The following is a 22,412-nucleotide window of genomic DNA, read 5'->3' as shown; positions in this document are numbered from 1 at the left end:
CCTTGCGTAATTATTTACCAGATGCTGGAAAGAACTTACCAGCAGTTATAGGCAGTAGTAAAAAGACTGATAGTGAGTTTGCAAACGAGCGTGAGATTCTATATAAGGTGCTTTTTGACATGAAAAATGACCTGAACGACCTTAAAAAGTTGACCAATGAATTAATGGTAAAAGGAGATTTAAGCGAGGTTCAAGAAGAAAACAAAAACCTTATTAAACGTATTTATGGTAATGATAACAATGAAGATGACTATGAAGACGTTATAGACCAAGCCTATGAAGTAACACAAGTTGAGCCTCCTACATTAAATGCGCAGCCAGCCTCTAACTATGTAGAACCAGCTGCCACTAATGATCGCTATGATTTTGCCCAAGAAGTGCAAGAAGAAGAATCATTATCTTTAATGGATAAAGAAATTGAACTCATTAAAAAATCTCTAGAACGCCATAAAGGTAAACGCAAAGCTGCTGCTGATGATTTAGGAATATCAGAACGTACCTTATATCGCAAAATAAAGCAATATGATTTATAGAAGAATCACCCTTTTTATGGCTGTTATAGGTTTCATGGCCTTAACTTCCTGTGGTTTTGGCTACAGTTTATCTGGCGTGTCTATTCCAGAAAATATTAAGACATATCAAGTAGATTTTTTTCAAAATCAAGCTGCATTTGTAGAGCCTGGAATAGAAAGAACATTTACTTTACAACTACAAGACTTAATACTCAACCAGAGCAGTCTAGATTTAGTAAACAAAAAAGGAGATTATATTTATCAAGGAGAAATCACTCGATTCTATATAGCTCCCATGACAGCTACATCCAGCAATACTGCTTCCCAAAACCGTGTTACTATAGAAGTTAACTTAAGGTTTACTAACACAAAGGATGATGAAGCTAGTTTTGAAAAAAAATACAGTTTCTTCCATGACTATGATGCTAATACTCAATTACAAGGTGCAGCACTAGATACGGCGCTTGAAATAATCTTTGACCAGATTACTCAAGATATTTTCACAGACACACTAGCGCAATGGTAAATCACAGCACACATATTAATGAACTGCTTAGCACACCCGAAAAGCTCTCTGTAAACGACCTGGTGATTCTTGAAAACACGTTAAAAGAGTACCCATGGTTTCAAGCTGCACGTAGTGTACACCTTAAAGGCCTGCATAACGAGAGTAGTCCTTTATATAATAACGCCCTTCAAGTTGCAGCCACTCATACCGGTGATCGTGGAGTCTTATTTGATTTCATCACCTCACCCGTTTTTATTCAAAATAGAATAAGCAACCAAATAAAAAAACAACAAGAGTTTTTAAAAGAACTACCTGTAGAAGTAGAGACTGTTCAAATTAAAGAAGAGGATTTAAACGGCAGTGTTAACTTTAAAAACACACTAGACACAGATCTATTTGAACGACCGCAAGTAGCTATAGATAAAGAACCCATCCAGTTCAAGTCTGACGAGACCTACAGCTTTACCGAGTGGTTAAAACTAACCACTGTAAAACCTATTGAGAGAACAACAATTGAAAAATTACCTGAACTCACAGAAGAAAAGAAAACACCTGTCCAAGATGATCGCGATCAAAAAATGGCGTTAATCGATCAGTTTCTTAAGGCAAACCCTAAAATTAAACCCAGCAAAGAAAAAAAACCGACCACTAACCTAGCAGATCTCAACACTCCAAAGGAACAGTTAATGACTGAGACACTTGCGCAAGTGTACCTAGCTCAAAAAAACTATTTAAAAGCGATTCAAGCTTATGAAATTTTAGTTTTGCAGCATCCAGAAAAAAGTGGTTTCTTTGCAGACCGAATTCAGCAAATTAAGAATTTACAAAGCAATACATAAATGAGCTCATTATTTTATCTTTTTATAGGACTTATAGTCTTAGTATGTTTTCTACTCATAGTAGTAGTTATGGTTCAAAACCCTAAAGGTGGTGGACTTTCTTCTAGCTTCGGTGGTGGAGGAACGCAGCAACTAGGTGGTGTTAAGAAAACTGGAGACTTTCTAGATAAAAGTACCTGGGTACTTTCTACTACATTACTGGTACTTATCATTGTAGCGAGCACTATTCTAGTTAAAGACAACTCAACTAGCACTAGGGACGTTATAGACACTAATAATGTAGAAACTCCTGCACTAGTAAAGCCAGAAAACGCTTCAAGTGATGAAACTGCTACACCTGTAGAGGGCGAGTAAGACTATTTACACTCTCAAACTGACAAAATATCCAACCAATACGGTTGGATATTTTTGTTTTATGATGTTTTGTCATGCTAAATGAATTGGCATACTTATGGAAGAATGCAGTTCAAATTAAATCAATTAAATTCTATTATAATGGCATTAAAAATTCAACCTTTATCAGACAGAGTGCTTATCGAGCCTATGGCAGCTGAGCAAAAAACGGCATCAGGACTTTACATTCCAGACACCGCAAAAGAAAAACCTCAACAAGGTAAAGTAGTCGCGGTAGGAAAAGGAAAAAAAGACCATGACATGACTGTAAAAGTAGGAGACACTGTGCTTTATGGAAAATACAGCGGCACAGAATTAAAACTAGATGGCGCAGAGTATTTAATGATGCGTGAGGATGATATTCTTGCAATCGTTTAATGCGGTCACGCTTTCGCGAAAGCGTAAATTAAAAACACAATATTTTTAAAATTAGCATACTAATTAAAAAATTAATAGTGCCATAGAGCACTGCAAAACAAAACTAAAATGGCAAAAGAAATAAAATTTGATTTAGAGGCGAGAGACGGTATAAAGCGTGGTGTAGATGCACTAGCAAATGCTGTAAAAGTAACCTTAGGTCCTAAAGGACGTAATGTAATCATCGGGAAATCATTTGGCGCGCCAGTGGTGACTAAAGATGGTGTTTCTGTAGCAAAAGAAATAGAGCTAGAGAACGAGCTTGAAAACATGGGAGCTCAAATGGTTAAAGAAGTTGCCTCTAGAACTAACGATCTAGCTGGTGATGGAACTACTACTGCTACAGTACTAGCTCAAGCCATCGTTAAAGAAGGTCTTAAAAACGTAGCTGCTGGAGCAAATCCTATGGATTTAAAGCGCGGAATCGATAAAGCTGTTGAAGCCATTACTGCAGATCTTGATAAGCAGTCTAAAAAAGTAGGTGACTCTAGCGAGATGATTAAGCAAGTAGCATCTATATCTGCAAACAACGATGAAGTAGTAGGTGACCTTATTGCAAAGGCTTTTGGTAAAGTAGGTAAAGAAGGAGTTATTACTGTTGAAGAGGCTAAAGGAACTGAAACTTATGTAGATGTTGTAGAAGGAATGCAGTTTGACCGTGGATACCTTTCTCCATACTTTGTTACTAACTCTGAGAAAATGACAACTGAGTTAGACAATCCGTACATCTTGTTATTTGACAAGAAGATTTCTACTATGAAAGAATTAATGCCAGTTCTTGAGCCAGTAGCTCAAACTGGTAAACCACTTCTTATCATTGCTGAGGATGTAGATGGTGAAGCTCTTGCAACTCTAGTTGTAAATAAATTAAGAGGTTCTCTTAAAATTGCAGCGGTTAAAGCTCCAGGTTTTGGAGACCGTAGAAAAGCAATGCTAGAAGACATCGCTATTCTTACAGGAGGAACAGTTATCTCTGAAGAAAGAGGTTTCACTCTTGAAAACACTACTCTTGAAATGCTAGGTACTGCTGAAAAAGTAGATATTAATAAAGACAATACTACTGTAGTAAACGGAAGCGGTAAAGCTGCAGATATTCAATCACGTGTAGGTCAGATCAAATCTCAAATAGAGAATACAACCTCTGACTATGACAAAGAAAAACTTCAAGAACGTCTCGCTAAACTAGCTGGTGGTGTTGCTGTGCTTTATGTAGGTGCTGCAAGTGAAGTAGAAATGAAAGAGAAAAAAGATCGCGTAGATGACGCTCTTCATGCTACTCGTGCAGCAGTAGAAGAAGGAATAGTCGCTGGTGGTGGAGTTGCTCTAGTACGTGCAAAAGCAGTACTTAGCAAATTAAAAGCCGTTAATGCTGACGAGGAAACTGGAATCTCTATCGTTACTCGTGCTATAGAAGCGCCATTAAGAACGATTGTAGAAAATGCTGGTGGAGAAGGAAGCGTAGTAATTTCTAAGATTCTAGAATCTAAAGGAAGTCAAGGTTATGATGCAAAAAATGATACTTATGTAGACATGCTTAAAGCAGGAATCATAGATCCTAAAAAAGTAACTCGTGTAGCGCTTGAAAATGCTGCATCAGTTTCAGGAATGATCCTGACTACTGAGTGTGCTCTTGTAGAAATCAAAGAAGATGCACCAGCTGGTGGCGGCATGCCAGGTGGAATGCCAGGCGGCATGGGTGGAATGATGTAATCATTTCTTTTTATAAGTGCTTAAAAGCCATCTCTTATGAGGTGGCTTTTTTTATTTAAAAAAGAAAGTTAGTTAACGTCACATTAAGAAAATTTTTAATATTTACACAATATCTTAACACCACAAAAAAACATATACAATGCGAATAATTAAACTACTCGTACTTGCTCTTTTTGTAGGAACACTAACTGTAAGTTGTGGTTCTAAAAAAACAAGTACTAAAACTGTTGCTAGTACCCAAAAGAAAAAGTCAAAAAAAGGAGGTATTCAACCTTACGAAAAGGTCATCACTAAAAAAGCAAAAAGTGATGAAGGTCTCTTTACGGTTCACCAAGTTGAACAAAAATATTACTATGAAATTCCTGACTCTTTATTAGAGCGTGAGATGTTAATGGTAACACGTATTGCTAAGACCGCAGCAGGACTTGGTTTTGGTGGTGGAAAACAAAACACTGAAGTTTTAAGGTGGCAACGTAAAAATGACAATATTCTTCTAAGAGTAGTATCTCATCAAGTAGTAGCCGCAGACTCTTTACCGGTTAGTATGGCAGTAGAGAACTCAAACTTTGAACCTATTCTTTATTCGTTTCCTATTAAGGCTGTGAAAAAAGACAGTTTAAACAACAATGTAGTTATAGATGTTACTGACTTCTTTTCAAAAGATGTACCGTCCATAGGATTCCCTAAAAGATCTCGTACTCGTTATAAAGCCACTCGTCTGGATGATAAAAGGTCTTATATAGACACCTTACGTTCTTATCCCTTAAATATAGAATCGCGACACGTAAAAACCTATTTTGCTAGCCAGCCACCTTCAAATAGTAGTACAGGTTCTATTTCTTTAGAGATGAGCAATTCAATGATACTATTACCTAAAGAACCTATGAAGCGCCGTTACTTTGACCAGCGTGTAGGATGGTTTGCTAGAGGTCAACAAGACTATGGACTGGATGCACAAGAAACTAAAACAGTACGTTACCTAGACCGCTGGAGACTTGAGGTAAAAGATGAAGATATCGCAAAGTTTAAAGCTGGTGAACTCGTTGAACCTAAAAAACAAATCGTTTATTATATCGATCCAGCAACTCCTAAACAATGGAGAAAATACATCAAACAAGGAATAGAAGACTGGCAAGTAGCTTTTGAAGCAGCTGGATTTAAAAATGCAATTATTGCTGCAGATCCACCTAGTAAGGAAGAAGATCCAGACTGGAGTCCAGAAGATGTACGTTACTCTGTAGTGCGTTATCTAGCATCACCTATTCCTAATGCAAATGGACCTCACGTATCTGATCCACGTAGTGGTGAGATTCTTGAGTCAGACATTAACTGGTATCATAATGTAATGACATTATTAAGAAACTGGTTCTTTGTACAAACCGCTGCCATTAATCCCGATGCTCAGTCTACTGAGTTTGACGAAGCAGTAATGGGACGTTTGATACGCTTTGTGAGCTCTCATGAAGTAGGTCACACCATAGGATTACCACATAACATGGGTAGCTCTGTTGCTTATAAGGTTGAAGACTTACGTGATCCAGAGTTCACAAAAAAATATGGAACAGCGCCTTCTATTATGGATTATGCACGTTTTAATTATATCGCGCAACCAGGTGATGGTGATGTCGCTTTAATGCCTAACATAGGTCCTTATGATAAGTATTCTGTAAACTGGGGTTATAGACCTATACTTGATAAAACTGCCGAAGAAGAAAAAGCCATATTAGATCAGTGGATACTGGATAAAGCAGGAGATCCTATGTACCGTTTTGGTCGCCAGCAATTTGGTGTTATAGATCATACCAGTCAGACTGAAGATCTAGGAGATGATTCTATGAGAGCTAGTGAATACGGTATTAAAAACTTAAAAAGAATCGTTCCTAATCTAGGAAAATGGACGGGTAAAGAAGGAGAAAACTTTGACGATTTAGAAACTATGTACGGGCAAGTAGTAAGCCAGTTCAATAGATACATGGGTCATGTTGCTGGAAACATAGGTGGCGTTAAAGAAACTTATAAAGCTTATGGTCAGGAAGGCGCTGTTTATGAACACGCTTCAAGAGATAAGCAAACCAGAGCTATGCAATTTTTACAAACTCAATTATTCTCAACTCCAGAATGGCTTATAGACCAGAACATTTTTAATAAATTTGAGTCTGATGGTGCGATTGAGCGCATACGTGGAGTACAAGTACGTACTTTAAATAATCTATTAGATTTCGGCCGCATGGCTCGTCTTATGGAAAATGAAGAGGTTAATGGTTCTAGTGCATATGGATTATTAGAAATGATGCAAGATCTAAGAAAAGGAATCTTTAACGAGTTACCTAAAGGTCAGACCATAGATCGCTACCGTCGTAATTTGCAGCGTGCTTATATAGAACGCCTTGAATTTATAATGAATAATGATCAACCTAGAAGACGTTTTGGAGGCAGCTCCATAGATGTAGAACAAAGTGACATCCGTCCTATCGTGCGTGCAGAATTGAAACAATTAAAAAGAGACGCACAGCGAGCAGCAAGTCGCAATAGAGATCAACTTTCTAAGATTCATTTACAGGATCTTGTGGAGCGTATCGAAATGATTTTAGACCCTAAATAGTGTCGTTAGTTATGCTTTCGCGAAAGCGTAACCTAAAAACTATAATACCACAAACTGCCTTTCAATATGAAGGCAGTTTTTTTTATTGCTCTTTTAGAAAAGATTATCTTGCCATCATGAATGTGTTACTTTATATAGACCCATCTATAGGGATGATGATTGCCCAAGCTGCGGTAGCAGTGTTTGCCGGGATTGTGCTTTTTTACAAAACAGTGATCGGAAAAATTAAGAGTTTTCTAGGTATAAGTAAAAAAACTGACGCATCCAGTTTTGACGATATGTATGAGGAACAAGATTTAAAAGATGAATAATGCTCAGGCATCCTGCATCTTATCGTGACCCGTCAGGTTTTATTTTCAAGAAAGATGGTCTTTACTTAAGACAGATTAACCCATCTTATTTTGAAGCATATCAAGCTATTAAAAAAGCTGGCATTTATGAAGCTTTATGGCGCAAGGGCTGGCTCATACCTCATAAAGAAATAAAGAGCAGCGCTACTGAGGTTATCTTAGAACCTGAGCAAATAAACTTTATCACGTATCCTTATGAATGGTCTTTTACGGCTTATAAACATGCCGCACAACTTACCTTAAGAATACAGTTGTTCTTACTTGAAAAAGGCTTTTCTCTAAAGGATGGTAGTGCTTTCAACATTACTTTTAAAAATGGTAAAGCTATTTTTATAGATACTTTAAGCATAGAACCTTATAGAGAACATGAACCGTGGAAGGCACTTCAACAATTTAATGAAAACTTCTTTGCACCGCTTACACTAGCAAAATATTACGGAAGTTTTTATCTTAAATCATTACAGCACCGCATAAATGGATTCCCTTTAAAAGAGGCATCACGTTTATTACCACTAAGCTCTAAACTGAATGCGACGACTTATTCTCACATTCACTTTTTAGGTAAAAAAGAGAATAAAGAAACAGGAACATTAGTTAAAGACACTAAACATAAAGGCTTATCTAAAAGCGCTCAAATAAAGATGTTAAAGTCTCTAGAACTGCACATTAATGACATGTCCTTAAAGGAGAATACTGAATGGAGTACTTATTACCAGCAAACTAATTATGAAGACGCTGCTTTTAACCTTAAAAAGGATAGAATAGCCTCTTGGACTCAAGAAGTAAGCGCAAAAAAGGTAGTAGATCTAGGTGGAAATAATGGAACCTTTGGCATAGAATCTTTAAAGCATGCACAGCAAGTTATAGTAAGCGATATAGATCAAAGCGCCATAGACCACTGTTATAACCAGAGTATTAAAAATAAAGAAATAAGACTCATCCCAGTAGTAACAGATTTATTACAACCAGCGGCAGGAATAGGTTTTAATAATGAAGAAAGAAGTTCATTCATCAACCGTATCAAAGCATATCATCCCGACTTAAGTATGGCGCTAGCTCTTATACATCACATTACCTTGTCAGGTAATGTACCCTTTGAGATGAGTGCTGCGTTTTTTAGTTCGTTAAGTAAATACTTAATCATAGAATTCCCTGATCGAGAAGACAGCTGGGTGCAATTTATTTTAGATAGCAAGAGAGATGCGCGACACCTTTTTAACGATTATAATCTAGCCCATTTTGAAAAAGTTTATGGTGATCATTTCAGTATTTTGAAAAGAGAAAAATTACCGCAAACCCAGCGCACGTTATTCTTAATGAAACGTCATGAAGAATAGCATAATTTCATATCTCAACAGTAATAAACACCACTGGTGGACTGTAGGACTTTTACCAGGACTCTATGCTATAAGTTATTTATACCACCACAACTACACACTGGTTAATTCATGGACTCAATTTGCCTATTTAGTCCTACAAATGATCGTAGCTCCCAGCCTGATCGTGTTACTAGTAAATCATCTCATTAAAAAACAAAGTGACCGAGTTAAAAATGCTTTTAACGCTAGTGCCGTAACCATCTTAACGGCAATAACTGTTTCACTAGTCATATATCTAGGCTGGAGATGGAAAGGTTTATTACTCATAAGTGTCATAACAGTAGTTGCCAGCTGGTTTGTGGGGAAGCACTATAAAAAAGGTGTTCTTATCTTAGGGCTCATGACTGTTTTAAGTATTTTACAGTTTGCATTTTACTTTTTTACTGATGTACTACAAAAACAAAATTGGGTCACCACCAGTCCTTTAACAACTATTACGTTTCAAAAAAAACCTAATATTTATTACATTCAACCCGATGGATATAGTGCAAAACCAGCCCTTGAGAATATCCATTACGATTATAATAATGACCGTTTCTATTCAGATCTAGAACAACGTGATTTTTACATAAATCATGAGTACCGGACTAACTATCCTTCTACACTTTCTTCAAACGCAGCTTTATTTACAGGTCAACATCATTTTTATGATCAAGGAACATTAAAAAACGAGCTGTTTAATGCTCGTGAAATAATTATGGGAAATAATCCCGTATTACAAACTTTTAAAAATAACGGTTACCAGACTACAGCCATTTTACAACATCGTTATTTATTGCTTAACCATCCAGAGGTTGCTTATGACCGTATCAACATCAGCTCAAATGAACTCAGCAGTTTGCCTAAATATAAACTCGATAAAAATTACTTAAGCGATCTAAAATCCATGATGCAAAGCGCTAGTGATGCACCACAATTTTATTTTGTTGAGATCTTAGAACCAGGACATATTCCTGGACTACCTTATAAAGGAAGTAGCCCTATAAAACAACGAGAAGATTATATTTCTAAGCTTAACCACACGAGTACAAAACTGTTACAAATGATAGATCATATCACACAACAGGATCCTAACTCGATCATTATTATTGCCGCAGATCATGGCGGTTTTGTAGGCTTTAACTATGCTACACAGTGTTATGAAAAACCTATAAATGACGCTACACTTAAAAGCTCTATTTTCAGGGCTTTACTAGCCGTAAAAGCACCATCAGAATTTGAGAGTTATAAAGATCATTTAAAAAGCAGTGTAAGCCTGTTCCCTACCTTATTCTACTACTTAGGAAATAAGTCTATGAAAGAACAAAATATGGACAACAGTAGTTATCAACTCATAAAAAGTGGCTCGCAAGGTGGTGTTTACAGGTATTATGATGACCATGGAACTTCTGTCACAGAAAAAATACTGTAACTTTTAGAAAGCTCATAAAACTGAGGTTTCACAACAATTTGTCTTTATAAGGTTACTAAAGTTATTTTTCATTTAAAAAATAAAAGCCAGCCACCATTATGAATAATAAAATAGGGTGGATTAAAAAACGTCTCACATAAAACAGTGCCATTTTTAAAAGGTCTGAATCTGCATGTAAAAGAAAGATAAATGCGGTTATTAATATTACAAAAGCAAATAAATACACCCATAACGCCGCCTTTATAAACATCTCTTTTTTATAAAGATACCATAGCAGCCATAAGGAAATCACCATATTAAATAAGTACCTCAGGCTTGTTCCTGCAATTACATGAATATAATTCAAGGCAGGAACTGGATGTTTTTGAAAGTCTGAATGAAAGTAATTATTCAATGGATCATTAAACAACTCTACTTCAAAAAGTCGTACACCTACCATAAGAAATAAGAGTGCAACTACCATTATAATGGAAAAAACTCTAGTTATGGTCATGCTGTTTTAGGCTTTTTAATCCATAATAACCACAAGGCAATTACTGAACCATAAATTACAGCTGGAAATATAATATCATGAGAGATGTAGTCATATTGAGGATAGTTAAGCTTAATGACCGCCAGTCCGGCTAATCTCAAAATGTTTACTAAGTATATAAACAACAAGCCTATTGTTATGAAGAGTATGGTTTTTTTCCACGCTTTCGCGAAAGCGAGAACAAAAGCAACAAATAAGATCATCACACTTACCGCATTACAACCTTCTATCACACGATAGACTATTTGTTTATTCAAAAACATATATACCGACGGGTTTCCTGGAACGTTAGAAATTCGTGCATCATACCCTAGAACTAGAAGGATTTGCTGCGTTTGATATGACACCTGTGAAGTGATAGGGTCTGGATAATTAAGTGCGCTATAATCTTGCTGCAAATAATAATAATACATCAAGGACAGCGCTACATAAATAACTCCAAAAGCAGCAACAAACTTAAAAACTGGTACATATGGACGCAAAAGACTCAAAATAAGAAATATTTATAGCAAAGTTAATTATTAAAAGACATCATAGACTTAATTTTACCGACTTTAATACTAAAGAAATGAAACTCGAATCTCTCAAAGAACAAGTAACTGCGATTATTGAGCTATCAACCCAGGAAGCCCGTGTAAAAATGCAAGAAATTTGTGATTTGCTGCAGGATCAAGTATCCTATTATGATTGGGTAGGGTTTTATATGGCGCACGAGACAGAACCTACACTGCATTTATGGTCGCAAGCTGGTGAACCTACTGATCATACCATCATCCCTTTTGGAAAGGGAATTTGTGGACAGGTTGCGGTTTCTAATAAAAACTTTGTAGTGGATGACGTCCATGCACAGGACAACTACATCGCTTGCAGTATTCATGTAAAAAGTGAAGTGGTGATACCGCTATTTAAGAACGGTAAAAACATAGGTCAGATCGACATAGATAGTAATACCGCACAAGCCTTTACCACTGCCGATGAACGTTTCCTAGAATGGGTTAATGAACAGGTAGGGACTATTCTTTAGAACGCACCTTCTTTTCCCATTCCCAAGCGCTTGCCAGTGACTCTTCAAGAGAATACTGTGCTTTCCAGCCTAGCACATCATTTGCTTGTGCTGTATGCGCATAAGCCGCTGTAACATCACCTTCTCTACGTGCTACTATTTTATAATTCAAGGATTCACCTGTAGCTTTTTCAAAAGCATGAACCACTTCTAGTACTGTAGAACCAGTTCCAGTTCCTATATTAAAAGTTTCAAAGTTAGTGGCAGCCTTATGATTTAATAACCGTTCTAGAGCTACAACATGTGCCGTAGCCAGATCCATAACGTGAATGTAATCTCTAATAGCTGTTCCATCTCGGGTAGGATAATCATCTCCATAAACCGATAATTGTTCTCTCAAGCCTATAGCCGTTTGGGTTATATAAGGCACTAAATTTTGTGGTGTTCCTAAAGGCAATTCTCCTATTAACGAGCTATGATGCGCTCCTATAGGGTTAAAGTAACGTAGTGCGATCGCCTGTAAAGTCGGTTTTATATTGCAAACATCTTGAATAATCTCTTCACCTATTTGCTTGGTATTTCCATAAGGTGATGCTGCTGGTTGTACAGGAGCTGTTTCTGTTATAGGTAATTGCTCAGCCTGCCCATAAACAGTACAAGAAGAACTGAAAATAAAGTGAGCTTGTGGCAAGTCTTGTAATTCCTGAAGTAAGTAAACAAGAGTATTCAGATTATTCTCGTAATATAATAAAGGATTCTCTACACTTTCTCCTACCGCTTTTGAAGCTGCAAAATGAATCACTCCAGTAATAGCTGCATGTCTTTTAAAAAAATCCTGCACATCGCTTTTATCGCGCAAGTCTAACTTTTCAAACTCAGGTTTTTTACCAGTAATGGCATGAATACCTTCTAACACCTCTAAGGAAGAATTAGAAAGGTTATCGATAACGATCACCTCATAATCTCTCTCCAAAAGTTCCACTACAACATGTGAACCTATAAATCCTAATCCTCCTGTTACTAATATTTTCATGAAAATACTTTAAAAAGTAAAAATACGGAATTACAAAAGAGTAGAAATAAAAAAGGTCTTCATTTCTGAAGACCTTCTGTGGGCGCGAAGGGATTCGAACCCCTGACACTCCCGATGTAAAATCGGGATGCTCTGAACCAACTGAGCTAAGCGTCGATCAATTTTTCAATCATCGCTCGGCTTTTCCATTTCTTGATTTGATTTTCTCTTTGCAGAGCTTCATTCTTGGATTGAAATTTTTCAGTGTATTTAATGACCCAATCTTTAGCTCGAGCCGTAAATCCTTTGTTGCTCGCAAGGTGCTTTTTCAAACGTCTCTCAACGTCCTGACTTGAACCGATGTAGTATCGATCTAATTGTTCTGAAAATAATATGTAGGTATAATAACTCATGGAAATAAAAAAAGGTCTCCATTTCTGAAGACCTTTTGTGGGCGCGAAGGGATTCGAACCCCTGACCCCTTGGGTGTAAACCAAGTGCTCTGAACCAACTGAGCTACGCGCCCTAAAAGCGGATGCAAATATAAAAGCTTTCTTTAAACTTGCAAGCATTATTTTAAAAAAAATTAAATAACCTCGGCAACCACAAATACACTTCCTGTCACGATGATTAAATCATCCTTGTGCGCCAGCCTTTTAGCACTTTTTAGAGCAACTGGAATAGATGTGTATTTTTTATATCTCAAATCCATTTCTTTAAAATAACTTGATAAAACAGAGACTTCCATACCGCGAGGTACATCGGGCTTTGAAATATGGTAGTATGCATCTTTAGGCAACAAGCTTATTACTTGTTTAACATCTTTATCTGCCGCCATTCCTATGACTATATGCAAGTTCTCATAGATTTCTCTCTCTAATTGTTTCACTAGAGTTTTTATACCAGCTGGATTATGAGCCGTCTCTGCTATTACCCTAGGATCAGTTTGTAACAACTCAAAACGACCTCTTAATCCAGTATTCTTAACCACATGGAGCAACCCATATTCTAGCTGTTCTTTTGTAAATTTAAAATAGTTGTTACTTTTTAAAACCTCTAGTGCTGTCACTGCGGTACGCGCATTATCTTTTTGATAACTACCTAGTAAATCTGATGGTAAGGCTTTTAAACGATGGTTTACTTGATAATATGGAGCGTTTTTATGTAGTGCGCTTTCGCGAAAGCGTTTTCTCAACCATCCACGTCGTTCTCCTATAACTACTGGTTTCCCTTCCTTTATTATACCTGCTTTTTCTCCTGCAATTTTTACCAAAGTATTTCCTAACATAGCGACATGATCCATATCAATAGCAGTGATGATAGAGATTAAAGGTGTTACAATATTTGTAGAGTCCAGCCTGCCGCCCAGGCCTGTTTCAATAACGGCAACATCTACTTGCTCTTCTTTAAAATACTGAAAAGCCATACCTACGGTCATTTCAAAAAAAGAAAGATGATTCTTTTCAAAAAAGGTTTTATGATTCTCTATAAACTGAGTGACAAACTCTTGAGAAACTTCCTGACCATTAATTTTAATACGTTCTCTGAAATCTTTTAAATGTGGCGAGGTATAAAGACCTACTTTATATCCTGCTTCTTGCAATACACTTGCTATCATGTGACAAGTACTACCTTTACCGTTAGTTCCCGCAACATGTATAGAACTAAACGCCTCATGTGGATTCCCCAGATGATCATCTAACAGTATTGTGTTATCAAGATTTGCTTTATAGGCTGCCTTTCCCACACGCTGGTACATAGGCAACTGGCTGAAGAGCCATTTAAGTGTTTGAGGATAGTTCAAGACTACTCACCTACTTTAAAGATTACTTCTACAAAACCTATTTGTATATCCTTAGCTTTATTTGCTGGACTAAATCTGTAGGTTTCAGCACTTTTCTTTGCTGCTATTAAAAGACAAGAAGCCCTGTTAGTAGTTCCTTTTTTTCCTGGAATAGCCTGAACCACTTTACCACTGCGATTCACATGAATCTCTACAATAACGGTTCCTGTCTCAAAACAATCAGGTTCTGCACCTTTTCCAGATAGTGCTTTTCTACCACCTAATCCTGCGCCGCGACCACTTTGCCCAGAACCTGGCGCACCGTAATATGTATTTGCATAAGGATTCCCGTTAATATCTCCTTTATTACCTGGTCCATCTCCAGGTCCTTCACCTGTATTATTTTCACCATCTGTAGGAGTTGCTCCGGTCACATTATTTAAAGCATCTAGCACAGACTGATCTGGTTTAGGGTCTGGTTTAGGCTGTGGTTTTGTATCTACCGGCTTTTTAACTGGTGTAGTAACAGGCTTAGTCACGTTAGGGTCTGAGTTTATCACAGGTGCATCTTTTATATCCTGTGTCGCTATATTATCCACTTGCGGCGTGGTTTCTACTGGTGTAGGGTTAGACTCTGGTGTTAATTGAGTAGGCTTAGCTGGTTCTACTGGACCAGATCCTACTGCTGTATTCCCAAAGTTAATGGCTATACCTGTTTCTTCCTCTTCTGGTAGTGGTTCCAGAACTGATACAAAGACAAAAAGCAATAAAAAAACACTCATCAATACAGTAGTAATGATAAAGGACTTCTTCTTTTCTTTAGTATCTAGAAAACTCATATTATTCTGGTTTTACAGCTAGAATGATATTGATCTTATTGCGGTTTGCAATATCCATAACCTTTACAGCCTTATTTAGAGCGATGTCACCATCTGCTCTTAAAATTATAGTAGGTTTTTCTTGACCTTCCATAGTTTTAATTACGGTAGCCTCAAGATTTTCTTCTTCTACCTCTTCACCATCTACAAAAAACGCGCCGTCTTTATTAATACTGACTGATGCTTGCTGTTTACTTTCACTACGTCCACTAGCACTAGGCAAAACTAAATCAAGAGCTTGCGGTGTAATACTAGGTGAAGTGAGTAAGAAAAAAACCAATAACAAGAATACAATGTCTGTCATGGAAGACATGGAGAACTCTGGGCTTACTTTATTTCTACCTCTTAAATTCATATTATGCAGGTTCGTTTAATAGGTCTAAGAAATCTACTGCGTTAGACTCCATTTGATGTACTACCTTATCAGTTTTAACCACTAAGTGATTATACCCTATATATGCGATGATCCCTACTATAAGTCCTGCCACAGTAGTGGTCATTGCGGTATAAATACCTTCTGCAAGCGAGCCCATTTCTGGTGCTCCTTCACTTTCGGCCAGTGTTCTAAAAGCGATTACCATTCCTATCACAGTTCCTAAGAATCCTATCATAGGAGCGGCTCCAGCAATAGTTGCTAGAATACTTACATTCTTTTCTAGTTTATAAACCTCTAACTTACCAGCATTTTCAATCGCACCATTAATATCTTCTAGTGGTGATCCTATTCTACTGATCCCTTTCTCGGTTAATCTTGCTACTGGTGAGTTCTCTTGTGCACAAAGGATTTTTGCAGCATCTATACGACCATTTGTTACATGATCTTTAATTTGAAGCATGAATTTATCATCTATTTTAGAGCTTCCTTTGATTTTAAAAAGGCGCTCAAAATAAATATATAACGCCACAAAAAGCAACACAATAAGAATCCCGATAATTACCGTTCCTGATGGATCTCCAGATAAAATAATATCAAAAACAGTTTCTGTTTTATCATCTACTACTGCAGTGCTTGGTAACACCACTTCGGCTGATTCTTGAATAAATAGGCTCATTAAATTTTAATTAGTTAGTTTAATAACGTTTATAGTATCACAAAGATTGTGTTTATGTGATGGGTTCATGTTTTTACGCTTTCGCGAAAGCTTAAATATATAACTTTACAATATTACAGAATTATTACAAGAACAGCATCACACAGGCTAGCCCAACTATGGTCAGGACAATCGTGTAAGGAAAAGCCATTTTTGCCATTTTACCGTAGGATAAATTAATAACTGGCGCCAGGGAAGATGTCAATAAAAACAAAAATGCAGCTTGCCCATTAGGAGTGGCCACACTTGGCAAGTTAGTTCCTGTATTAATCGCAATGGCAAGGTGCTCATAAGTCTCTTTAGTAATTTTACCAGCAGTATATGCTGCCTCTACTTCTCCTATATATACCGTCGCGACAAAAACGTTATCTGAGATCATACTTAAAACACCGTTTGCGAGATAAAATATAGCAGGCTGGTTTGCTGGATCCTGGTGAAGTGCCCAGTCTATGATAGGCTTAAATAAATGCTGATCATGGATCATAGCTACTATCACAAAAAATACCACTAGAAGACCCGTAAACGGTAACGCCTCTTCAAATGCTTTACCTAAAGAATGCTCTTCAATAATCCCCATAAACGCTGTCTGAAGAACTATTAATCCTAAGCCTATAAAACCTACTGGTGCAATGTGTAAGGCTAAACCAGCAATAAGTAATATTGCAGAAACTGCTTGCACTACTAGAGCATATTTTTCTTTTTCTGTGCGTTCAGCATCACGTTTCTCCATCCATCCTTCAATAATCTGACGGACTACTGGAGGCATTTTCTGGCCAAAACCAAATATTTTAGTAGTTTCTAACAGTACGGTAGTCAGTAACCCTGCAAAGAGAACTGGAATGGTTATAGGTGCCATTTTCAAAAAGAACTCCACAAATTCCCATTTCATTTTAGAACCTATCAATAGGTTTTGAGGTTCTCCTACAATCGTACAAACACCTCCTAAAGCTGTTCCTACCACACCATGCATAACTAAACTCCTCAAAAAGGCACGGAACTGCTCTAGTGTTTCACCACTTAACTGATCTCTATCTAAGGTATCATCCTGATCTAAATCTAAATCACTAGAATGAATCTTATGATACACATTATAAAACCCTAAACCTACACTTATAAGCACAGCAGTTACAGTAAGCGCATCTAGAAACGCAGATAACACAGCGCTTATGACCACAAAAAATAAAGATAAGACAAGTTTAGACTTCACTTTTGTAAAGAGTTTTACAAAAATGTACATGAGCAATGGCTTCATGAAATAGATTCCTGCCACCATAAAAATGAGTAACAGAATAACTTCTAAGTTTTGAGAAACCTCAAAATAAACTCCATGTTCCACTCCAGGTCCGCCAGGACTTGTTAAACCTAGGGCTAGTACTTGTATAGCAAGTAATCCACCAGACTGTAATGGGTAACATTTTAATGCCATGGCGAGACAGAAGATAAACTCTGCTATAAAAATCCATCCCATTACTGTGCCGTCAAGAATAAAGTATGCTGCGGTATTAATAACTAAAAAAGCCAGAATAGTAGACTTGAACCAGGTCGGACTATTCCCTAAAAATGATTTAAACATTATACGAGTTGTTTTAATGCGATTTCAAATGCGGTAGAACTGATTTGAGTACGTGAGCTGTTATTATTATAAGTATTTTGTATGGCGTTACGTATAGTCATACTGGTATCATTAAAGATAGCCTCATCTGTCATTTGAACACGACGCTCCATGAAGTAGGCAAATACTCTAGCCATTCCACAGTTAGAGATAAAATCTGGTATAAGGCTTACTTTCTCATCAGTATGTTCCATGATCGAGCCGAAGAATATTTCTTTATCTGCAAATGGGACATTTGCTCCACAAGAAATAACTTCTAAACCTGAAGAAATCATTTGATCTATCTGATCCTGACTTATTAATCTAGAAGCTGCACATGGAGCAAATATCTCTGTATTTAATGACCATATCCTATCATTAACTTCTTCAAAAGGTATGAGATTTTGAGTATTTAAGGTATTACCATCTTTGTTAAGAAACATCTCCTTGATTTCATCAAAGGTAAAGCCATCTTCATTTATCAATCCACCTACTCGATCTATAATCCCAACAACTTTTGCTCCCATCTGTGCGAGATAATATGCTGCAGCGCTACCTACATTACCGAAACCTTGCACCACAGCGCGCTTACCTTTTACATCTCCACCATAAATATCATAGAAATGTTTAACAGCCTCTGCCACACCATATCCAGTAATCATGTCTGCGATGGTATATTTTCTAGAAACATCTGGTGAGAATATAGGGTTTTCTATAACCTTTATAACACCTTGACGCAGCTGCCCTATTCGGTTAATCTTATCAGCTTCAGTAGGAGAAAAATGCCCTGCAAAAACTCCTTCTTGAGGATGCCACACGCCACAATCTTCTGTTATAGGAATCACCTCATGAATCTCATCAACATTTAAATCTCCACCTGTTCCATAGTAACTCTTTAACAAAGGGGAAACCGCTTTGTACCATCGCTCTAATACACCTTTTTTACGCGGATCTTTAGGGTCAAAGTTGATACCACTTTTTGCACCACCTATTGCTGGGCCAGAAACCGTGAATTTAATTTCCATGGTTTTAGCAAGTGAAAGGACTTCATTCTTATCTAATCCTACTCTCATACGTGTTCCACCACCAGCAGCGCCACCTCTAAGGCTATTAATAACAGTCCAACCTTGAGCATCAGTCTCAGGATCGTTCCAGTGAAAAACTATTTCAGGTTCAGCGTTTTCATAGCGCTTTAAAAGTTCCTTCATATTCAGGTATCAAATTTATAGTAGACAAATATAAAAAACACAAGTCCACTATTGCAGTATTTTACAATTTCTTATGGGAGATAAATATCACCACTAGAATGATCTTTTGAGGCTCCAGTAACAGAGGCTAGGCAATTATTCTCATTCCTCAACCTTAACACACCTAGCAAAGCAAAAATAAGAGCCTCTTTGTACTCTACTAATTCTGGTTGTGGAATAATCAACTCCACTTTACCATGAAATTTTATTCTATTAATTAAATGCTCGTTATAAGCGCCGCCGCCGGTGACCAGAACCTTTGAATACATTTTTAAACAACGGGCTATTTGTATGGCTACATGTTCTGTATAGGTTGCAAGTGCGTCATACGGTTCATTAATAGTTGCTAAAACACTCCAGATATATGTATTTACCCATTCTATACCGAGAGATTTAGGCGCTTTAAGATTGTAAAAATCTAAGTTATTAAGCTGATTAAGAACTGTTGAATTAATGTTTCCCGCTTTCGCGAAAGCGCCTTTATCATCATAATCTGCTCCTAATAAATTTGCAAAATGATTTAGCACCACATTCACAGGGGCAATATCGTAAGCGACACGTATCCCGTTCACATCTGAGGAAATATTTGCAAAACCTCCAAGGTTTAAACAATAATCATACTGAGCAAACAACAACTGATCTCCTATAGGCACCAGTGGTGCTCCTTGACCACCTAACATAACATCTTGAACCCTAAAGTCACAAACGGTTCTGACACCAATAATCTTAGCTATTTCAGGAAGATTACCGATCTGTAGCGTATAATTCAATTCTGGTTTATGAAAAACCGTGTGACCATGACTACAAACAGCTAGCACATCTTTCAGTTTCTCATTTTCAATAAACAGTTTTATTTGATTACCCAAATAAAAAGTGTAATCAGAGTTTAATTGCTGCAACTCCCCATCATTTAACAGAAAAGCATCTCGTAATTTCTTTTTCCAGCGTGGAGAATAAGCTACAGATTTTGTCTTTAAAAATTGAAAGCTCCAATGATGATTTCGTACTAAACGGAGGTATGCAATATCAATAGCATCTAAGGATGTACCAGACATAATCCCGATAACGTTATAGTACTGATGGTTCATAGAGTTAATGTGTTGAAATTACCCTTAAATAAGCTTAGATTTGCAAATGTAAATGAAGTATTAATCATATCACAAATACATGGATTTTAGTTTAACAGAAGAACATTTAATGATACGCGACGCGGCGAGAGATTTTGCCCGCACAGAGTTACTTCCCGGAGTAATTGAAAGAGATAAAGAACAGCACTTTCCTAAAGAACTCATTAAGAAAATGGGAGACTTAGGTTTCCTAGGAATGATGGTAGATCCTAAATATGGCGGCGGCGGAATGGACACTATAAGCTACGCACTTGTAATGGAGGAACTTTCAAAAATCGATGCTAGTGCCAGTGTGATTGTATCTGTTAACAATTCCCTGGTATGTTATGGGTTAGAAACATACGCAAGTGAAACTCAAAAAGAAAAGTACCTTACAAAACTTGCTAGTGGAGCATCTATAGGCGCTTTTTGTTTAAGTGAACCTGAGGCTGGAAGCGATGCTACATCACAGCGCACCACAGCTATAGACATGGGCGATCACTATCTCCTAAATGGAACTAAGAACTGGATAACAAATGGTAGCAGTGCAGATTACTACCTCGTAATTGCACAAACAGATAAAGAAAAGGGACATAAAGGAATTAATGCTTTTATAGTAGAAAAAACATGGGAAGGTTTTGAGATAGGTCCTAAAGAGGATAAACTAGGTATAAGAGGTAGTGATACGCATTCCTTAAACTTTAATGATGTCAAGGTCCCAAAAGAAAATAGAATTGGCGAAGATGGTTTCGGATTTAAGTTTGCAATGAAAACCTTAGCAGGTGGTAGAATAGGGATTGCTGCTCAAGCCTTAGGTATTGCAAGTGGTGCTTTTGAACTAGCGCGAGATTATAGTAAACAAAGGAAAGCATTTGGCACTGAAATATGTAATCACCAGGCCATCGCATTTAAACTCGCAGATATGAAAGTTAATATTGATGCTTCTAGACATTTAATCATGCATGCTGCATACCTGAAAGATAATGGTGCAGATTATAATGTCGCAGGATGTTCAGCAAAACTATTTGCCTCACAAACTGCTATGGACGCTACAGTTGAAGCTGTTCAAATTCATGGTGGAAACGGTTATGTAAAAGAATACCATGTAGAACGATTAATGCGTGATGCAAAAATCACACAAATTTACGAAGGAACCTCAGAGATACAAAAGATAGTAATTTCCAGAGATTTACTTAAAGATTAGTTCTCATTATACCAAATCAACAATGAATTAATTAGAACTTGGTAACTCACTATCTGTGTAAGTATTAAAATCGGCTTGGGTCATAACCCAAGCCGATTTTATTTTAATAATATAACGATAATTATTCTTATTAAAAATTAAAAAAGGCTGAAAAGAACAAAAACAATCACTCTATTCATGGATAGAAAATGCCATCAATTAATTGATCATTTAAGCTTTGCTCCCATGCGTCAGGATAATAGACATAGATTAAACAAAAATAAATTAACAAGGATTCAAATAAATTAGCTACTACCAATAGAATAAAAATGTGTTATCGGGCATTGAAATTTACATGTTACATAAATAGCTTTTGTCTACATATCATTAACGTAATTTAAAATGTAAGAAATATAAACAATAGAACTAAAAGCATGTATAAAGAGCTTAGAATCCCTTAAAACATCAAATCTTTACCAATAAACCATTAGCAGAAGCTCGTGATGCATACGATTATAGTATAAATAAAAGAGCCCAACAAACATAAAATCTTGCTACAAAACATGTTAAACAAAAAAAGTCCTTTCCAAATGAATAGAAAGGACTTAAAAGAAGGCGGCGACATACTCTCCCACAAAATAGCAGTACCATCTGCGCAAATGGGCTTAACTTCTCTGTTCGGAATGGTAAGAGGTGAGCCCCATCGCTATAACCACCTTAATGGTTCAGCTGACTTTTGTCAACTGTATAAGTTGACATATTGAAAATAAAACGATAATAATAAATATAAAATACAAAAGCTAAAGGATAGAATACCTAAGCTTACGGGTAATTAGTATCACTCGGCTATGACATTACTGCCTTT

The 22,412-nt window shown here is 36.9% G+C and carries 23 protein-coding genes, 1 tRNA gene and 1 rRNA gene; 12 read left to right on the top strand and 13 right to left on the bottom strand.

Annotated elements, in window-relative coordinates; genetic code table 11:
* From ACTF48_RS08635 to ACTF48_RS08590, 10 genes are all read left to right on the top strand, one after another.
* Nucleotides 1-533: helix-turn-helix domain-containing protein (locus ACTF48_RS08635; RefSeq protein WP_438962749.1), on the top strand; the 533-nt coding region annotated here is incomplete at its 5' end.
* The gene (gene lptE, locus ACTF48_RS08630; protein WP_438962748.1) at nt 523-1,038 is read left to right on the top strand and encodes an LPS assembly lipoprotein LptE; all 516 of its coding nucleotides are present in this window, start codon (nt 523-525) and stop codon (nt 1,036-1,038) included. The genes ACTF48_RS08635 and lptE, both read left to right, overlap by 11 nt.
* Nucleotides 1,032-1,859: a hypothetical protein gene (locus ACTF48_RS08625; RefSeq protein ID WP_438962747.1), complete on the top strand. Its 828-nt coding sequence runs from the start codon at nt 1,032-1,034 to the stop codon at nt 1,857-1,859. The genes lptE and ACTF48_RS08625 overlap by 7 nt, the downstream gene beginning before the upstream one ends.
* A complete protein-coding gene (secG, locus tag ACTF48_RS08620) occupies nt 1,860-2,213 on the top strand; it encodes a preprotein translocase subunit SecG (protein ID WP_438962746.1) in 354 nt (117 codons plus the stop codon).
* Between the two features lie 141 nt (nt 2,214-2,354).
* Complete coding sequence (locus ACTF48_RS08615; RefSeq protein ID WP_435682968.1) at nt 2,355-2,630, top strand: co-chaperone GroES; 276 nt, start codon at nt 2,355-2,357, stop codon at nt 2,628-2,630.
* A 108-nt stretch (nt 2,631-2,738) separates the two neighbouring features.
* Entirely contained in the window at nt 2,739-4,379 is a 1,641-nt protein-coding gene (gene groL / locus ACTF48_RS08610; RefSeq protein WP_438962745.1) for a chaperonin GroEL, read from the top strand.
* Between the two features lie 139 nt (nt 4,380-4,518).
* Entirely contained in the window at nt 4,519-6,981 is a 2,463-nt protein-coding gene (locus tag ACTF48_RS08605; RefSeq protein WP_438962744.1) for a zinc-dependent metalloprotease, read from the top strand.
* Nucleotides 6,981-7,292 (top strand): hypothetical protein, encoded by a 312-nt coding sequence (locus ACTF48_RS08600; RefSeq protein WP_438962743.1) that lies wholly within the window; start codon nt 6,981-6,983, stop codon nt 7,290-7,292. The genes ACTF48_RS08605 and ACTF48_RS08600 overlap by 1 nt, the downstream gene beginning before the upstream one ends.
* Nucleotides 7,292-8,668 (top strand): class I SAM-dependent methyltransferase, encoded by a 1,377-nt coding sequence (locus tag ACTF48_RS08595; RefSeq protein ID WP_438962742.1) that lies wholly within the window; start codon nt 7,292-7,294, stop codon nt 8,666-8,668. The genes ACTF48_RS08600 and ACTF48_RS08595 overlap by 1 nt, the downstream gene beginning before the upstream one ends.
* The gene (locus ACTF48_RS08590; protein WP_438962741.1) at nt 8,658-10,121 is read left to right on the top strand and encodes a hypothetical protein; all 1,464 of its coding nucleotides are present in this window, start codon (nt 8,658-8,660) and stop codon (nt 10,119-10,121) included. Before ACTF48_RS08595 ends, ACTF48_RS08590 begins: the two co-directional genes overlap by 11 nt.
* A 61-nt stretch (nt 10,122-10,182) precedes the next feature.
* Here the strand turns inward: ACTF48_RS08590 and ACTF48_RS08585 are convergent, their stop codons facing one another.
* Both ACTF48_RS08585 and xrtF read right to left on the bottom strand, forming a co-directional pair.
* The gene (locus ACTF48_RS08585) at nt 10,183-10,614 is read right to left on the bottom strand and encodes an exosortase F system-associated membrane protein (protein WP_438962740.1); all 432 of its coding nucleotides are present in this window, start codon (nt 10,612-10,614) and stop codon (nt 10,183-10,185) included.
* Nucleotides 10,611-11,135, bottom strand: a complete 525-nt coding sequence (gene xrtF, locus ACTF48_RS08580; protein WP_438962739.1) for an exosortase family protein XrtF — start codon at nt 11,133-11,135, stop codon at nt 10,611-10,613. The genes ACTF48_RS08585 and xrtF overlap by 4 nt, the downstream gene beginning before the upstream one ends.
* An 86-nt stretch (nt 11,136-11,221) precedes the next feature.
* On the opposite strand from xrtF, the gene ACTF48_RS08575 reads away from it, so the two are divergent.
* Nucleotides 11,222-11,677: a GAF domain-containing protein gene (locus ACTF48_RS08575; RefSeq protein ID WP_438962738.1), complete on the top strand. Its 456-nt coding sequence runs from the start codon at nt 11,222-11,224 to the stop codon at nt 11,675-11,677.
* On the opposite strand, the gene galE is transcribed toward ACTF48_RS08575, so the two are convergent.
* From galE to ACTF48_RS08525, 10 genes are all read right to left on the bottom strand, one after another.
* A complete protein-coding gene (galE, locus tag ACTF48_RS08570; protein WP_438962737.1) occupies nt 11,667-12,689 on the bottom strand; it encodes a UDP-glucose 4-epimerase GalE in 1,023 nt (340 codons plus the stop codon). The two genes, ACTF48_RS08575 and galE, sit on opposite strands and share 11 nt — an antisense overlap.
* A 146-nt stretch (nt 12,690-12,835) precedes the next feature.
* Nucleotides 12,836-13,081 (bottom strand): GIY-YIG nuclease family protein, encoded by a 246-nt coding sequence (locus tag ACTF48_RS08565; protein WP_438962736.1) that lies wholly within the window; start codon nt 13,079-13,081, stop codon nt 12,836-12,838.
* 38 nt (nt 13,082-13,119) lie between these two features.
* Nucleotides 13,120-13,194, bottom strand: a tRNA-Val gene (locus tag ACTF48_RS08560).
* A 60-nt stretch (nt 13,195-13,254) separates the two neighbouring features.
* Nucleotides 13,255-14,472, bottom strand: a complete 1,218-nt coding sequence (locus ACTF48_RS08555; RefSeq protein ID WP_438962735.1) for a bifunctional folylpolyglutamate synthase/dihydrofolate synthase — start codon at nt 14,470-14,472, stop codon at nt 13,255-13,257.
* A 2-nt stretch (nt 14,473-14,474) separates the two neighbouring features.
* The gene (locus tag ACTF48_RS08550; RefSeq protein WP_438962734.1) at nt 14,475-15,290 is read right to left on the bottom strand and encodes a hypothetical protein; all 816 of its coding nucleotides are present in this window, start codon (nt 15,288-15,290) and stop codon (nt 14,475-14,477) included.
* 1 nt (nt 15,291) lies between these two features.
* On the bottom strand, nt 15,292-15,684 hold the full coding sequence (locus ACTF48_RS08545; RefSeq protein WP_438962733.1) for an ExbD/TolR family protein: 393 nt from the start codon (nt 15,682-15,684) through the stop codon (nt 15,292-15,294).
* A gap of 1 nt (nt 15,685) precedes the next feature.
* Nucleotides 15,686-16,381, bottom strand: coding sequence for a MotA/TolQ/ExbB proton channel family protein (locus tag ACTF48_RS08540; protein ID WP_438962732.1), 696 nt, complete (start codon nt 16,379-16,381; stop codon nt 15,686-15,688).
* Nucleotides 16,382-16,505: 124 nt separating this feature from the next.
* A complete protein-coding gene (gene nhaB, locus ACTF48_RS08535) occupies nt 16,506-17,993 on the bottom strand; it encodes a sodium/proton antiporter NhaB (RefSeq protein WP_438962731.1) in 1,488 nt (495 codons plus the stop codon).
* A complete protein-coding gene (locus tag ACTF48_RS08530) occupies nt 17,993-19,219 on the bottom strand; it encodes a Glu/Leu/Phe/Val dehydrogenase dimerization domain-containing protein (RefSeq protein WP_438962730.1) in 1,227 nt (408 codons plus the stop codon). Before ACTF48_RS08530 ends, nhaB begins: the two co-directional genes overlap by 1 nt.
* 71 nt (nt 19,220-19,290) lie before the next feature.
* Nucleotides 19,291-20,346, bottom strand: a complete 1,056-nt coding sequence (locus ACTF48_RS08525) for an anhydro-N-acetylmuramic acid kinase (RefSeq protein ID WP_438962729.1) — start codon at nt 20,344-20,346, stop codon at nt 19,291-19,293.
* 79 nt (nt 20,347-20,425) lie between these two features.
* Between ACTF48_RS08525 and ACTF48_RS08520 the strand changes: the two genes are divergently transcribed.
* Entirely contained in the window at nt 20,426-21,568 is a 1,143-nt protein-coding gene (locus ACTF48_RS08520; RefSeq protein ID WP_438962728.1) for an acyl-CoA dehydrogenase family protein, read from the top strand.
* Between the two features lie 589 nt (nt 21,569-22,157).
* Here the strand turns inward: ACTF48_RS08520 and rrf are convergent.
* Nucleotides 22,158-22,267 (bottom strand): 5S ribosomal RNA (gene rrf / locus ACTF48_RS08515).
* Between the last annotated feature and the right edge of the window lie 145 nt (nt 22,268-22,412).

Origin of the sequence: Nonlabens sp. (assembly GCF_965660805.1) — a bacterium.
Lineage (GTDB): Bacteria > Bacteroidota > Bacteroidia > Flavobacteriales > Flavobacteriaceae > Nonlabens.
Note: the sequence above shows the minus strand (reverse complement) of the source record. Positions and strands in the feature narration are given on the sequence as shown.

What these genes read in the sequence shown, in the direction of transcription:
- nhaB (WP_438962731.1), bottom strand. Translation starts at nt 17,993, where the DNA reads ATGTTTAAATCATTTTTAGGGAATAGTCCGACCTGGTTCAAGTCTACT.
- ACTF48_RS08550 (WP_438962734.1), bottom strand. Translation starts at nt 15,290, where the DNA reads ATGAGTTTTCTAGATACTAAAGAAAAGAAGAAGTCCTTTATCATTACT.
- ACTF48_RS08520 (WP_438962728.1), top strand. Translation starts at nt 20,426, where the DNA reads ATGGATTTTAGTTTAACAGAAGAACATTTAATGATACGCGACGCGGCG.
- groL (WP_438962745.1), top strand. Translation starts at nt 2,739, where the DNA reads ATGGCAAAAGAAATAAAATTTGATTTAGAGGCGAGAGACGGTATAAAG.
- ACTF48_RS08575 (WP_438962738.1), top strand. Translation starts at nt 11,222, where the DNA reads ATGAAACTCGAATCTCTCAAAGAACAAGTAACTGCGATTATTGAGCTA.
- ACTF48_RS08625 (WP_438962747.1), top strand. Translation starts at nt 1,032, where the DNA reads ATGGTAAATCACAGCACACATATTAATGAACTGCTTAGCACACCCGAA.
- ACTF48_RS08525 (WP_438962729.1), bottom strand. Translation starts at nt 20,346, where the DNA reads ATGAACCATCAGTACTATAACGTTATCGGGATTATGTCTGGTACATCC.
- secG (WP_438962746.1), top strand. Translation starts at nt 1,860, where the DNA reads ATGAGCTCATTATTTTATCTTTTTATAGGACTTATAGTCTTAGTATGT.
- ACTF48_RS08605 (WP_438962744.1), top strand. Translation starts at nt 4,519, where the DNA reads ATGCGAATAATTAAACTACTCGTACTTGCTCTTTTTGTAGGAACACTA.
- ACTF48_RS08590 (WP_438962741.1), top strand. Translation starts at nt 8,658, where the DNA reads ATGAAGAATAGCATAATTTCATATCTCAACAGTAATAAACACCACTGG.
- lptE (WP_438962748.1), top strand. Translation starts at nt 523, where the DNA reads ATGATTTATAGAAGAATCACCCTTTTTATGGCTGTTATAGGTTTCATG.
- ACTF48_RS08585 (WP_438962740.1), bottom strand. Translation starts at nt 10,614, where the DNA reads ATGACCATAACTAGAGTTTTTTCCATTATAATGGTAGTTGCACTCTTA.
- ACTF48_RS08595 (WP_438962742.1), top strand. Translation starts at nt 7,292, where the DNA reads ATGCTCAGGCATCCTGCATCTTATCGTGACCCGTCAGGTTTTATTTTC.
- ACTF48_RS08545 (WP_438962733.1), bottom strand. Translation starts at nt 15,684, where the DNA reads ATGAATTTAAGAGGTAGAAATAAAGTAAGCCCAGAGTTCTCCATGTCT.
- ACTF48_RS08530 (WP_438962730.1), bottom strand. Translation starts at nt 19,219, where the DNA reads ATGAAGGAACTTTTAAAGCGCTATGAAAACGCTGAACCTGAAATAGTT.
- ACTF48_RS08615 (WP_435682968.1), top strand. Translation starts at nt 2,355, where the DNA reads ATGGCATTAAAAATTCAACCTTTATCAGACAGAGTGCTTATCGAGCCT.
- ACTF48_RS08540 (WP_438962732.1), bottom strand. Translation starts at nt 16,381, where the DNA reads ATGAGCCTATTTATTCAAGAATCAGCCGAAGTGGTGTTACCAAGCACT.
- galE (WP_438962737.1), bottom strand. Translation starts at nt 12,689, where the DNA reads ATGAAAATATTAGTAACAGGAGGATTAGGATTTATAGGTTCACATGTT.
- ACTF48_RS08565 (WP_438962736.1), bottom strand. Translation starts at nt 13,081, where the DNA reads ATGAGTTATTATACCTACATATTATTTTCAGAACAATTAGATCGATAC.